We start from the raw sequence: 10,832 nt of genomic DNA, 5'->3' as shown, positions 1-10,832 counted from the left end.
TTTCCGCTTCCGCAAAGCTCATCTGCCGCTTCATCATCGAGGGTCCGTTCCGTGAACTGCCTTCTACAACGTTCTCGGCTACGTCAGCGATGACCGCCGAGCTGGATAAATCAGTGTTTCCCTAGCGGCTGGCGTTCCCGTTGCGGGTGTCGTAGGAGCGGCTCCCTCTCCCGGTGCCGCAGGCGCCGGGAGTGGCGCAGCTTTTACGAACGCGCTCAAACTCGTGCGCGTCGCTAGGGCCATCTTTGCGAAGTCCCCAAGCTTGTTGCCCAGAGCAGTGAAGTGCGTGGTCTGGTCGAGCGACACCTCAAGTGTCTCAAGATTATGGAGCGCCTCGCGGATGCCATAGGTCAGCGCCGCACGAGCGAGCACGTTCTGAAACCGGCGGACCATATCGTCGTTGTTGAAGTCGACTAACTGGAACGGAATGAACACCACGCGATCGGCCTTCACGATCGCGACTTCCACGCGATATACCTGCACTACCTCGTAATACTGAACGGTCAGAGCATGCATGTGGTTGTAGTTCGCTACCACGCGCGTGCTAACGTTCTCGTGCTCGCTCTGCGAAACTTCCTTGACAACAGACGCACGTCGGCTGCGGCTATCATGCGCATGCTGATGCGTGCGATCGTTGACGTTTTGAGTCATTGTGCTGCCTAGGTCCCGATGACCCCATGACGTTGAGTAGCTGTCCGCGTGCGAGCTGCTGTCGGCCTGGCTGCTCGTCTGTCCGAAGCTGGCACTCGGACCACCGAACAATCCGCCGAAAGGAGCGCTCAATTCCTCGGCCGAGGAACTGCCCGATTGAGTCGAATGACTGTTCGTATTTGTGTCCGAGAAGCCTCCCTGCGCCTCGTTCGCGACGGCCTGCGTCACCTCGCTGATCGAACGGTTGTGGCTCTGGTCGTTGGTAAGATCGTCCGATTCGTCGATGATTTCCGTTTCGCCCGCGCGGCTCTTGCGCGACCAATCGACTATCGCGACGCGCGTGCTTTCTCCCGGCGCCAGCGCCAGGCTATGGAGCAATTGCCCAAGCGTCACGCCCTGCGCGAACCAAGACTGATTGAACGTAAGCAGCGCGCCGAACGCCGCTTTCTTGAAGCCCGTGTCCGCCTTCGCCAAGATGCTGAGGTCAATCGGCCTGAATGCCGGAGCCGAGATGTCGATGATCTGCATTCCATCGTCTAGCTGAATCTCGTCAAGCAGCAGCGTCGAATACTGCACGCGTTCCGTCGGGTAGTCTCCGTTCTTAGGCAGCAGATCGGCCGGCTGCTCCGGATCGAAGCCGGGCGCATTCTCGGGAAAGTAAGTCTCGTTCAGAACGCGAAGCGCGGCGCGGTACGGCGGGTAAAATGCCAGATCGCGGATAGTATCCGCGCCGAGTGTCGTTTGAATCGTAGCTGCATCCGCCGCCGGGATCCGCTTAAGGACGTTGATGGGCAGAAATTGCAGATCGCCGATTTCTGTGCCAGTGTTAGCGGCGGTGTAAAACCGCGCTTTTTGGGCGGCGCCGATCGGGATGCAAATCGTTCAAGTAACAAGGGGGCCAACACGGCCCCCTTCGATTGAAACTGCGGCGATTCACGTCAGAACGGTGGATCGCGTTTGGGACTGCGAACGCGCGCTGGCATGCGCTGCTGGCGCAGCAGCTCATGAAGCTGGGGTCCGTAGAAGCCGGTCACGATGGCCAGCAGATCCTCAAGCAGTTCGAACACGGCGAGCGCCTGTTCGGGTGTCCAGTCGTCCGGCACGATGAACGCCAGTCCGCGACGCCTGCCTGATGGCAACATGGGGTCGCGCTTCATGCGGCCGCCTTCTTCGTGGCGGGCTTGCGGTTCCTGCGCTGGCGTGCGCGCGCCTCGTTGCGTTCCCGTGCCTCCTTGAGCCGGTACGATTCACCCTCGATGGAAATGACCTCCGCGCGATGGACCAGACGGTCAACCAGCGAGACGACGCAGGCCGCGTTGGGGAACACTTCAGACCACTGCGCGAACGGCTTGTTGGTCGTGACGATGGTCGAACGGGACTCATACCGGCGGCTGACGAGTTCGAACAGCAGATCGGCGTGGCGATTGGAGTACGAGAGGTAGCCGACCTCGTCGATCACGAGGATGTCGGGCGTCGCGTAGTGGCGCAGACGCCGGCGCAAGGCTGAATCGCTGTCGAGCGCGGCCAGCTCGCCGAGCATCTCGCTGGCCGACTTGAACAGCACCGTATGTCCCTGGATGAGCGCGTGGTGTGCCACGTTCTGCGCCAGCGTCGACTTGCCCACGCCGTTCGGGCCGATAAACACGACGTTGGTGGCGTCGGCCAGGAACGTCAGCGACATCAGGTCCTCCACTGCCGCGCGATCGATCTTCGCGGGCCAGTCCCAGTCGAAATTACCCATTGCCTTGAAGGTGCCGAGTTTCGCTGCCCGGATGCGCCGCTGCAGAGAGCGGTGCGCGCGTTCGTCCTCTTCCCATTGCAGCAGCGGCGCGAGCCACGTGGCGCCGTCGATCTCGCTCCAGTGCTCGACGAGACCGTTCAGACGCAGCGCCTTGGCACGCAGGCGCAGCACTTCAGTGTTTATCGTGGTCGGCGCCATCTTCTTCCTCCGCTGTCAGTTGATCGTAGGTATCAAGCCGGTGTGGCCGTACGGGCGCGTCCTTGCGGCGCACATGCTCCGGCAGATTCATGGCGACGGGCGGTGGCGCCCCTCGCGCGACGCGGCGCCGCTCCAGCGCTGCGCGTACGGTATTCGTATGTGCCGATCCCGCGCGCAGGGCGTCTTCGACGGCAGCCTGCAGTTCGGCGGCGCCATAGCGGTCAAGCAGACGCAGCAGCGAGGTCGTGAGGCCGCCGATGTTTGCGCCGCGCTCGGCCGCGCGCATCAGCAGCAGCTGGCAGGCGGGAACGGCCCGCGTCAGGCTGTTGATGCCACGGTGCTGGCGCGCCTCGCGCTTGAACGCCTCAAGCGTCTTCAGGTGCTGCGGGTCTTCGATCTGCTCCTGACGGTCGTAACTGCGGCGATGGCTGGCAATCATCTCTGCACCATCGAACACCCGGACCTGGGTGAGGTCGGCGCGAACGGTGAGAGTGCGGCGCACGTGCGTGTGCGGTACCGTGTAGTCGTTCAGGTCGAAACGCACGTAGGGCGTCTTGCCTACCTTCACGGCCAGTTGCTCTTCCACGGGGAACGGGTTATCGGGCAGCGGCAGCAGCAGCGGCCTCTCGCGTGCGAACGCCTCGCGCACGGTCATCGCGCGGTCCTCGGGGCACGGCCGGTCAGCCGCCTGGGTGCGGCACCACTGCCCGGCCTGTGCGTTAAGGTCGTCCAGGTCGGTGAACCTGCGCGCGGCAAAGAACGCTTCGCGGACATGGCGGATCGCGCGCTCCACACGTCCCTTCTCGTTGCCCCGGGCAACAGCCACGGGCCGCGGCTCGAAGCGGTAATGGCCAGCGAACGCGAGCAGTGTGGGATGGAAGCGGATCGCGTCGCCGACGCGCTCAAGAACGGCCGACTTCAGGTTGTCGTAGAGCAGGACCCTGGGCAGCCCGCACCACGTGTTGAACGCGCCGACGTGCCCGCGCAGGAAGTTCTCCATCCGGGCGTCGAGGAAGAAGTGCAGATAGATGTCGCGCGAATACGAGAGCACCATCACGAAGGCCATCAGTGGCCGCCGCGCACGGCCGATCTCGATGTAGCCGAAGTGGCCCCAGTCGACCTGGGCCTGTTCGCCGGGCAACGTACGCAGTCGCAGGAAGGCCTCTGCGGGCTTGCGCGGACGATGTAGCGCAAGCATATGGCGGAAGTGGTCGCGGGCGCCCGCGTAGCCGCGCTCGCGCACCATCACATACAGGCGGCTGCCTGTGAGCGTCGGATATTTCTCCAGCGTCTGCCGGATGAACGGCAGGTACGGCTCGATCATCGAAGGCTTCGGCGTCGGACCATATCGGGGCAGGCCGGCACTGGCGAGCACCCGCTGCACGGTCTCACGGTGCACGCGCAACTGCTTCGCGATGGTGCCGCACGGCCACTTCTCGACGTGATACAGGCGCAGGATCTGCGCCTCGAGTTCAACCGGAATCGTCATCGGAGTCTCCGCAATCTGAACGACGGCCGAGGGCAACGCCTTCGGGACGAACATGATGGGGACCGCGACGGCGTACAAAACCGGTTCGCACCAATGGCGGCAGATCGCGGCCACAGCAATGGCACCTCAGCTGGTGCGGCGCCGCTGCACGAACGGCGGCGTTGGCGAGTGCGACGGCGGCGCCGGCCGCAGCGTCGTGGTCCGGCTGCAGTACACCATCGGCGTGGGGATCGGGTGAACCGTGATGCGTCACGAGTTGACGCCGTGCCCGATACCGCCGGGCCCGCGCGGCATGGGCGAAGCGCCCGCGGCGGGTCTGCTGGTAACGGCGTCCGGCTTCGCGCACATTGTTCCGGCGTGCGACAGCGGCGCAGTCCCGGCAGTACCGGTTGCCGCGGTCACACCGGCGGCAGATGAAGACCTGCATCCGGCAACGGGCGCACAGGTACAGACGGCCAGTGACTTCTGATGACATCGGCAGTTCCGGGGGAACGCCGAAGAAATGGATTCGAACCCGGTCGACGCGACGCGTGAGCAATGCGATACTTGGGCCACACGAGTGCCCCGACCGCGCCGAAGGGCTGGCCATATGGGTCCGTGGAGGTGCGACGCCGGTCTGGCTTGGCGGTTAGAGAGGCGTCGCACCTGCTGTTTCTTCGGTGCAGTGCCGTTCTACCACACCCCGTCCCCGCATCTACAGCACGCGCCGCGCGCGTCTCCAGTCGCCCTACGGGCTCCCTGCTACGCGCGCGATCTCATCCCACTTCATCGCAACTGGCTGTCGCTCTCTCGTGCGGCACGAGATGCCGTGCCGCCGCTATCTGACGCCGCCCGAAAAGCGCGGATTTGGACCGCCATCGACAGCCAGCGCTGTTCGTGGCATCGACCAGATCCGACGGCGCGCTCCCGTGCAGGTTCAGTACGTTCTTCCGATCCTGCGCGGCTTCCACCAGTTTCGCGGCATCGTCGAATATGCTCGACGTGGCCAAGTCGAATACGGTATTGATATCGAGTTTGCCGAGCGAAGTTGCCGCGGCTGGCGTGACTCCTAGGAGAACTGTCGGCGACTGGTTGAGCAGTTCTCGAAACGGCAAATTTCGGAACTCCGTACGAACGAGGGACGTAAGTCCATGCGGATCGCTAAGCTCGGCCATGGATGTCTCCGATAGGGCTGTAGCTCCAACGGTTCAGTTCGAGGGCTTCAACCGTTACATAGGCGCCGTGTGCGCCGTGATCGTCGGCGTACCAGCTCGCGGTGTGCGAAAACAGGTAGCTCACGCGGATCGGGGGCGAAGATTGCGCTTTCGACCACACCGCAGGCGCCAACCCCGCCGCGTAGGGTTAGGAAGGAAAAAGCGTTGCCCCTCGAGTAAGTAACCAGTTGCCCGGCGACTTCGATGCGGGTGAAGGCAACGGGCACAGTACGCTTTCAGAGACTGGAAACTTGTGGCGTGCGCGAATTGCTTCGAAAAGACGTTAGGAGCATCGATTGCCTCCTTTCACTTTTTGCCCTGAGACCACAGCTGTTTGAGTCGCTTCTAACTCCGCGCGCAATGCGTTACCGAAGTTAGCTTAGAACAAGATGCCGAAGTAGATATGAGCGGTAGCGCACATAGGCAACCCGACGATGCGCCATGAACTTCTATTCGATCGTCGACGGTTGGGGCCGCGCAGTCGACCGTTTCTTGTTGGGCCGGTCGTTGAGTTATGCAATTCGAATACGCACCCATTTCGTCGGACGGCAGGAATCACCAGTACGCGACCCAGAGCGGTCCATCAGCTCCCCAATTGCACGCCAGAAAGCCACCGTTACAGTTGATGCGACAGCGGCGCTCGTTTCCAACTCCGCGAGCGTTTGACTAGCGGCACTGGCTCCACAGAGCGCAGAAGCACGCAACCTGCAAACGATGTTCCGCGCGGCTCGCTGTTGTGCGAGTTCCGATCCCGCCAAAGAGGAGCAAGCCATTGTCGCGAACTTTCTGGGAGCCCTATCGCTCGACCCGGGTAACCGCAACCTTGTCGCGAACCTGGAAAGCTTTTACAGCCTGCTTGCTTCACGCCCGGACGGCCAGCACGCATTCGATACGAACGAGCTATCGAAGCGCCTAGTCCAGGTAAGGGACGTGAAAATGCAACTCAAGCAGGAGTAGTGGTCGATCAGTGCCCTCAATCCGCCGCTCGCCTGGCCATCTGGCAACCGGTGCAGGCTGATTGATCCCGTCGAGAAGGTCAACAGGTCCACAGAACACAATCACATAATCAATAGGCCTGAAAGGCTGGTGTCAGGTTCGAACTGCACATCCGCACGTGAACGCACCGTCGCTGGCAATGACCGCATGTGGCCGAGGCCGTGTCAAAACGCAGGCCAAACCTTTCTGCGCAGGCTTCGCATGTTGGAATCTCGTCCGAACCTTGTGTAGGTGCCCATCGGCCTGCTTATGCGGCGTAAGCGGTCCGCTCGAAGCGATTCTGTTGCCGATCCACGTCACGGACAACTCACCTAATATTTGCAAGCCGATCGGACAAGCGCATCACTGTGGCTAAGTGGGAGAAACGATGCGTCTATCTCACCCATCCAAAAGCAGTTTCGGCGTTGGAATCCTATCCGAGCCATCGCATTGCGCGAGGCGTCGGAACCGATCTAACCGCAGAGCGCTATCGCGGACTCGCGCCGTCTAGTTCCCTCGTCCTTGCTGGCAACGGCCGCAAGTTTGCAATGAACACCAAGCGCCGCATCAACGAGGCCGGGAAGCAGGTCGATTACGCCGGGTGTGACAGCTTGCAATCCCACGTCACAAAGCTGTACGGGGACGCGGGCATAGGCGGTGGTTCATCTCACTCGGGACGCCGTACGTTCGCCAGCAACCTCATCGAGCAAGGGCATGATATTGAGACGGTGCAGCAGCTTTTAGGTCATGCGGACCTCGAGAACGTTCGGCCCTATCTGGCCGTGTCCGATAAAAGGCTACGGCAGATGTTGCGCGAAGTGTTATGAGGCCAATTTAACGCGTGCGGGCATTCAATTTCGGCCTGGGATGCCGATAAACCGGGTAGGCAATATCGGCTCACGCAAGCCGAATGTAGCGTCAATGTAGATACATACCACTTGCATCTTCTTTGGCCAGTGTCTACAATGGATCTACATTCGGAGCGAGATATGGAACTCAAAATTCAGAAGTGGGGTAACAGCGCGGCAGTCCGGCTGCCAGCTGTGTTGCTGGAGCAAATCGGCGCGTCGGCGGGTAGCTCGCTGAATGCCGACGTGCGGCCCGATGGCGTGTTGCTTTCGCCTGCCCGCCGAAAGTATTCGCTGGATGAACTGGTCGCGCAGTGCGATCCGAAGGCCCCGCAACCTGCAGACCTCGGTGCATGGGGTGAGGTCCAGCCAGCGGGGCGCGAGGCATGGTGAAACGCGTCAAGTTCGAGCGTGGCGATATCGTGCGCGTCAGCCTGAATCCGACCGTGGGCAAGGAGCAACAAGGGGATTTCCGGCCCGCGCTCGTTCTCTCGCCCGCTGCATTCAACACGCTCGGCGTGGCGCTCGTTGCGCCGATCACGCAGGGCGGCGAATTCGCACGATATGCCGGATTCGCAGTACCGCTCTCGGGTTCTGGCACTGAAACGCAGGGTGTGGCTTTGGTTAACATGGTTCGCACGCTCGATCTGGAGGCGCGGGGTGCCCGCAAGGTCGAGCGCGCACCGGTCGAAGTTGTCGAAGATGCGCTCGCTCGCCTGCAAACCATTTTGGAATAGCGGAAAGCGACATGGACCGATTGAATGAGGCGTTGCGGTTACTCGGGGTCGAGCAGTCACAGCCGCCGCATTGGCGTCATTCCTTGCTGAAGGCGATTCAGTCGTTCGCGTTCGCGGCTGGCGACGATGAATTGGGGCAGGCCTGCGAGGCGCAGATGGTGCGGATTCGCGCTGAGGTTGGTGCGGCATCGAACGACTAGGAAAACAAGAAATGCAAAGCTTGAAAACGAAAGCCACCCGATTTGCGCCATTAATGGCAGCGCTTTCGTTCGGGGCCTTGGCCGGATGGGTGGTTTATCACGCTCCGCTGTGTCGCCGTCCGGCAATGCTTCTCGACAGTGCGGAGCAGCAATATTGCGATATTCGCGATTCCGCCGATGTGGGTGCACGAGGGCATGGCTATCCGGCAAACGGTGAGCGTACGGGCCTCGATCTTCGACTGGCAGACACCGGGGACTATCAGATCCTGTATCTCGCGAGCCAGCACCAGATGGAAGACACCGCGCGACGAGTGGCGATGATGCTGGGCGCGAACGGCGGCTATCTGGATGCTCACGGCAATTTTGTTAGCGCAACCGGCCAGTGGTCGCTCCCAGCCGCGAAGCTGATCGACGGCCCGGCCCGCGACGCTGACCCCGGTACGGTAGCGCTGCTGCTTCAAAAGCCGTCGCACAACTGATGGGAAAACCACTGAAGCCAGGAGTGGATGGTGAACGTAGTCGAACTCATATTTGCGTTTTGGCTTGGTCGAGCTACCAAGGGTGCTAATCCGTTCGTCGTAATTGCGAGCTTCTTTTTGGCGCTCATCCTCGTCACGCTGATGATCGGTGTCGGCGTGGCCGTGTGGCATTACTCGCCGCAGGCCGCGCACATTCTCGAATCCTCGGGGGTCGGCCGCTATCTGCCGTTCTTGGACTTGCATCTTCGCGATGCGTCGCGTAACGATCTTGGCGGCGTCATTATGGAATTGCCTTCGCGGATGGTCATCTGCACTGTGGCACTGCTCGTGATTTTCTTAGCGCTCATGGCGGCAATCACCACATTGAATTTCGCGACCGCCGGCATCATCCGAGCCGTGAGGTTCGCCATAGCTAGAACCGGCGCATAGCCATCGGAAAACGCATGAAAGAGGGGCGCGGCATGTACACGAAGAATCTAGAAGACCTGTCCGAGTTGAACCGGCTTGTTGCCCGACTCGATACGGCGAACGTGGAGCCGGTGACTTGGAACGAGCGGCGGCAGATCACGAAGCGAATCCGTGAGCTTCGAGGAAGTCTCTCGTGTGCCGCTGTCGTGTCGTTGCGACAGCCGCCCCCCTCCGCGACCATGAATTACGAAGAACCCAAGCGAGGGAGCGGCTGGCTCTATCTGTTTTTTGGCGCACTGCTTGGCATGATGCTTCTGGTCTCGATTCGATAACAGGCATCGGAAAACCAGATATGACTGATGATGTGACACAGAGTGTGTAACCACCGGGTGCATTTTTATGAGAAAAACGGACGCCGGTTCACCGTTCGTATCCAGTCCGACAGGCACGGGTATTCGGGGCGCCTGCTTGAGCGCCTGAGTGACAAGGACGTCGTACCCGCGAGCCTGAATTTCCCGCCGCAGTGGGAGATCGATCCGACGTCGTTCTACAAGGACCGCCGCCGTCTGCGTGCCGAACTGGTCAGGCTCATCAATGAGGAACTCGACGCGCAGCGCGTGAGCCGCCTGGATGCGGAGGGAGCGCGGAACGCGCAGGACCCCTTCATCCGGGCCAATCTGAAGGGCTGGCCCAACGGGTTTCCCGGAGTCGTGGAAGACGATCTCGGCGACTGGATTGATGTCACACCGCACTGGCACGCCCGCTAGACGCGAGCATCGCTGACAAGCGAGGAAAACAGCAATGACGCTAAGTTCGATGTTCAAGTGGGCAAAGGCGCTCGTCGGAAGGCCGGAACCGAGCGGCGTATTCAAGCTCGGACACGGCGTCGCAGCGCCAACCACGCGCATGGGGAAGTCACCTCTCAGCGATGTCATCGCAAAGACGCTTGCCTCCATTGGAGCGCGCCCCGGCGACATTGTTGAGGTCAACGAGTTTGGTGCAGCGCGCGTGGTCGGTCGCCGTCCGCATCTGGCGGGGGAGCGGCCTGATGCGTCGGAGCAAGCGATTCGTGAAGCGCTCACAAGGATTTATGGCGACGATGCCGTAGGCCTCGACAACGTGACGGCAGGTGCGAACGTCGTGGTGTTCCGCAAGACCCGAAACGCGTAGGAAAACAACATGGATCATCCTGTCATTATCAGTGTCCACACGATGCAACTCATCGCCGCTCGGCCGTGGTGGATTGAAATGGCTCCAAAAATCGCGCTGGCGTGTCTAATTAACTCGACCGCTGCCGTTGTTGCCACGAACATCTTTTGGCGCATCAACCGCCGCCAAGGCTAGGAAAACAATGCTTACTACCAATCAACGAGACAACGTGCTGTTTTCGGCTGTCGTGGCCGTCTGCATCGTTTTGTTGGCCCTGCAGGTCCACTGCTCAAACTCCGAAATTATCTGGCTGGCATCGAACGCCGTACCGAGCAGCATTGTCCTGTTCCTCGTAATCTGCGCGCCTGTGCTGCTGGCGTTGGCACTGATTTACGGCACGGCGCGTCTCCGCTCCTAAACAACGGAAAACGACGAGTAATGAGAAGTGCTGCCCACATTGTTGCGCTCGTTGCCGCGCTTGCATATGGTTGCAGCAAGCATCAAGCGTCCGAGGTCGATAAAGAGTCGCAACTGTCGGCCGCCCGTGCCGCGAACGAACATATTCAGTTGGCGATTGCAGATGCCAAATGCGGCAACTCGGACAGTCACGAAGACCTGTGTTCGCACTTGAAGCAAGGTATGCGTCATTTGATGGCCGCATGGACAGAGCTGAAGCCTGTGTCCAAAGTGATGCCCGTTACTTCAAGTGGTGGGGACTACTTTGGACACACGGAATGCGCGATCATCGAACCGCAAGGGCCGAC

18 protein-coding genes are annotated in these 10,832 nt (G+C 60.9%); 13 read left to right on the top strand and 5 right to left on the bottom strand.

Features of this window, described 5'->3' with window-relative positions:
• Window positions 1–78: 78 nt before the first annotated feature.
• The 4 genes from PKKP23_RS32685 to istA all read right to left on the bottom strand — a co-directional run bounded on the left by PKKP23_RS32685 (window position 79) and on the right by istA (window position 4,079).
• Window positions 79–1,227, bottom strand: coding sequence for a hypothetical protein (locus PKKP23_RS32685; RefSeq protein ID WP_126879989.1), 1,149 nt, complete (start codon window positions 1,225–1,227; stop codon window positions 79–81).
• A gap of 362 nt (window positions 1,228–1,589) precedes the next feature.
• Window positions 1,590–1,808 carry a hypothetical protein gene (locus PKKP23_RS32675; RefSeq protein WP_126879988.1) on the bottom strand — a complete coding sequence of 73 codons (219 nt, stop codon included), beginning with the start codon at window positions 1,806–1,808 and terminating at the stop codon, window positions 1,590–1,592.
• Window positions 1,805–2,590, bottom strand: a complete 786-nt coding sequence (istB, locus tag PKKP23_RS32670; RefSeq protein ID WP_126879987.1) for an IS21-like element helper ATPase IstB — start codon at window positions 2,588–2,590, stop codon at window positions 1,805–1,807. Before istB ends, PKKP23_RS32675 begins: the two co-directional genes overlap by 4 nt.
• Window positions 2,565–4,079, bottom strand: coding sequence for an IS21 family transposase (istA, locus tag PKKP23_RS32665; protein ID WP_126879986.1), 1,515 nt, complete (start codon window positions 4,077–4,079; stop codon window positions 2,565–2,567). Before istA ends, istB begins: the two co-directional genes overlap by 26 nt.
• Window positions 4,080–4,323: 244 nt before the next feature.
• Between istA and PKKP23_RS32660 the strand changes: the two genes are divergently transcribed.
• Window positions 4,324–4,548, top strand: coding sequence for a hypothetical protein (locus PKKP23_RS32660; RefSeq protein WP_126879985.1), 225 nt, complete (start codon window positions 4,324–4,326; stop codon window positions 4,546–4,548).
• 286 nt (window positions 4,549–4,834) lie between these two features.
• On the opposite strand, the gene PKKP23_RS32655 is transcribed toward PKKP23_RS32660, so the two are convergent.
• Window positions 4,835–5,233, bottom strand: coding sequence for a hypothetical protein (locus PKKP23_RS32655; RefSeq protein ID WP_126879984.1), 399 nt, complete (start codon window positions 5,231–5,233; stop codon window positions 4,835–4,837).
• Between the two features lie 1,562 nt (window positions 5,234–6,795).
• On the opposite strand from PKKP23_RS32655, the gene PKKP23_RS34740 reads away from it, so the two are divergent.
• The 12 genes from PKKP23_RS34740 to PKKP23_RS34350 form a co-directional block, all read left to right on the top strand.
• On the top strand, window positions 6,796–7,074 hold the full coding sequence (locus tag PKKP23_RS34740; RefSeq protein ID WP_240659258.1) for a tyrosine-type recombinase/integrase: 279 nt from the start codon (window positions 6,796–6,798) through the stop codon (window positions 7,072–7,074).
• Between the two features lie 162 nt (window positions 7,075–7,236).
• Complete coding sequence (locus PKKP23_RS32645) at window positions 7,237–7,488, top strand: AbrB/MazE/SpoVT family DNA-binding domain-containing protein (protein WP_126879983.1); 252 nt, start codon at window positions 7,237–7,239, stop codon at window positions 7,486–7,488.
• Window positions 7,482–7,832, top strand: a complete 351-nt coding sequence (locus tag PKKP23_RS32640) for a type II toxin-antitoxin system ChpB family toxin (protein ID WP_126879982.1) — start codon at window positions 7,482–7,484, stop codon at window positions 7,830–7,832. Before PKKP23_RS32645 ends, PKKP23_RS32640 begins: the two co-directional genes overlap by 7 nt.
• An 11-nt stretch (window positions 7,833–7,843) precedes the next feature.
• Window positions 7,844–8,032: a hypothetical protein gene (locus tag PKKP23_RS32635; RefSeq protein WP_126879981.1), complete on the top strand. Its 189-nt coding sequence runs from the start codon at window positions 7,844–7,846 to the stop codon at window positions 8,030–8,032.
• Between the two features lie 11 nt (window positions 8,033–8,043).
• Complete coding sequence (locus tag PKKP23_RS32630; RefSeq protein ID WP_126879980.1) at window positions 8,044–8,511, top strand: hypothetical protein; 468 nt, start codon at window positions 8,044–8,046, stop codon at window positions 8,509–8,511.
• Window positions 8,512–8,538: 27 nt separating this feature from the next.
• Window positions 8,539–8,940, top strand: a complete 402-nt coding sequence (locus PKKP23_RS32625) for a hypothetical protein (protein WP_126879979.1) — start codon at window positions 8,539–8,541, stop codon at window positions 8,938–8,940.
• Window positions 8,941–8,972: 32 nt separating this feature from the next.
• Window positions 8,973–9,251, top strand: a complete 279-nt coding sequence (locus PKKP23_RS32620) for a hypothetical protein (protein WP_126879978.1) — start codon at window positions 8,973–8,975, stop codon at window positions 9,249–9,251.
• Window positions 9,252–9,308: 57 nt separating this feature from the next.
• Window positions 9,309–9,686 carry a hypothetical protein gene (locus PKKP23_RS32615; RefSeq protein WP_126879977.1) on the top strand — a complete coding sequence of 126 codons (378 nt, stop codon included), beginning with the start codon at window positions 9,309–9,311 and terminating at the stop codon, window positions 9,684–9,686.
• Window positions 9,687–9,720: 34 nt separating this feature from the next.
• Complete coding sequence (locus PKKP23_RS32610; protein ID WP_126879976.1) at window positions 9,721–10,089, top strand: hypothetical protein; 369 nt, start codon at window positions 9,721–9,723, stop codon at window positions 10,087–10,089.
• Between the two features lie 9 nt (window positions 10,090–10,098).
• On the top strand, window positions 10,099–10,263 hold the full coding sequence (locus PKKP23_RS33915; protein WP_161978202.1) for a hypothetical protein: 165 nt from the start codon (window positions 10,099–10,101) through the stop codon (window positions 10,261–10,263).
• Between the two features lie 7 nt (window positions 10,264–10,270).
• Window positions 10,271–10,486, top strand: a complete 216-nt coding sequence (locus tag PKKP23_RS32605; protein ID WP_126879975.1) for a hypothetical protein — start codon at window positions 10,271–10,273, stop codon at window positions 10,484–10,486.
• A 20-nt stretch (window positions 10,487–10,506) separates the two neighbouring features.
• On the top strand, window positions 10,507–10,832 hold a 326-nt coding region (locus tag PKKP23_RS34350; protein ID WP_126879974.1), incomplete at its 3' end, for a hypothetical protein.

Source organism: Paraburkholderia kururiensis JCM 10599 = LMG 19447, from assembly GCF_003986935.1.
GTDB classification, from domain to species: Bacteria; Pseudomonadota; Gammaproteobacteria; order Burkholderiales; family Burkholderiaceae; genus Paraburkholderia; species Paraburkholderia kururiensis.
This window is presented reverse-complemented; position numbering and strand designations above follow the sequence as displayed.

Coding starts and splice junctions, on each gene's coding strand:
- PKKP23_RS32675 (WP_126879988.1), bottom strand. CDS start 1,808: ATGAAGCGCGACCCCATGTTGCCATCAGGCAGGCGTCGCGGACTGGCG.
- istB (WP_126879987.1), bottom strand. CDS start 2,590: ATGGCGCCGACCACGATAAACACTGAAGTGCTGCGCCTGCGTGCCAAG.
- istA (WP_126879986.1), bottom strand. CDS start 4,079: ATGACGATTCCGGTTGAACTCGAGGCGCAGATCCTGCGCCTGTATCAC.
- PKKP23_RS32660 (WP_126879985.1), top strand. CDS start 4,324: ATGCGTCACGAGTTGACGCCGTGCCCGATACCGCCGGGCCCGCGCGGC.
- PKKP23_RS32655 (WP_126879984.1), bottom strand. CDS start 5,233: ATGGCCGAGCTTAGCGATCCGCATGGACTTACGTCCCTCGTTCGTACG.
- PKKP23_RS34740 (WP_240659258.1), top strand. CDS start 6,796: ATGAACACCAAGCGCCGCATCAACGAGGCCGGGAAGCAGGTCGATTAC.
- PKKP23_RS32645 (WP_126879983.1), top strand. CDS start 7,237: ATGGAACTCAAAATTCAGAAGTGGGGTAACAGCGCGGCAGTCCGGCTG.
- PKKP23_RS32640 (WP_126879982.1), top strand. CDS start 7,482: ATGGTGAAACGCGTCAAGTTCGAGCGTGGCGATATCGTGCGCGTCAGC.
- PKKP23_RS32635 (WP_126879981.1), top strand. CDS start 7,844: ATGGACCGATTGAATGAGGCGTTGCGGTTACTCGGGGTCGAGCAGTCA.
- PKKP23_RS32630 (WP_126879980.1), top strand. CDS start 8,044: ATGCAAAGCTTGAAAACGAAAGCCACCCGATTTGCGCCATTAATGGCA.
- PKKP23_RS32625 (WP_126879979.1), top strand. CDS start 8,539: ATGGTGAACGTAGTCGAACTCATATTTGCGTTTTGGCTTGGTCGAGCT.
- PKKP23_RS32620 (WP_126879978.1), top strand. CDS start 8,973: ATGTACACGAAGAATCTAGAAGACCTGTCCGAGTTGAACCGGCTTGTT.
- PKKP23_RS32610 (WP_126879976.1), top strand. CDS start 9,721: ATGACGCTAAGTTCGATGTTCAAGTGGGCAAAGGCGCTCGTCGGAAGG.
- PKKP23_RS33915 (WP_161978202.1), top strand. CDS start 10,099: ATGGATCATCCTGTCATTATCAGTGTCCACACGATGCAACTCATCGCC.
- PKKP23_RS32605 (WP_126879975.1), top strand. CDS start 10,271: ATGCTTACTACCAATCAACGAGACAACGTGCTGTTTTCGGCTGTCGTG.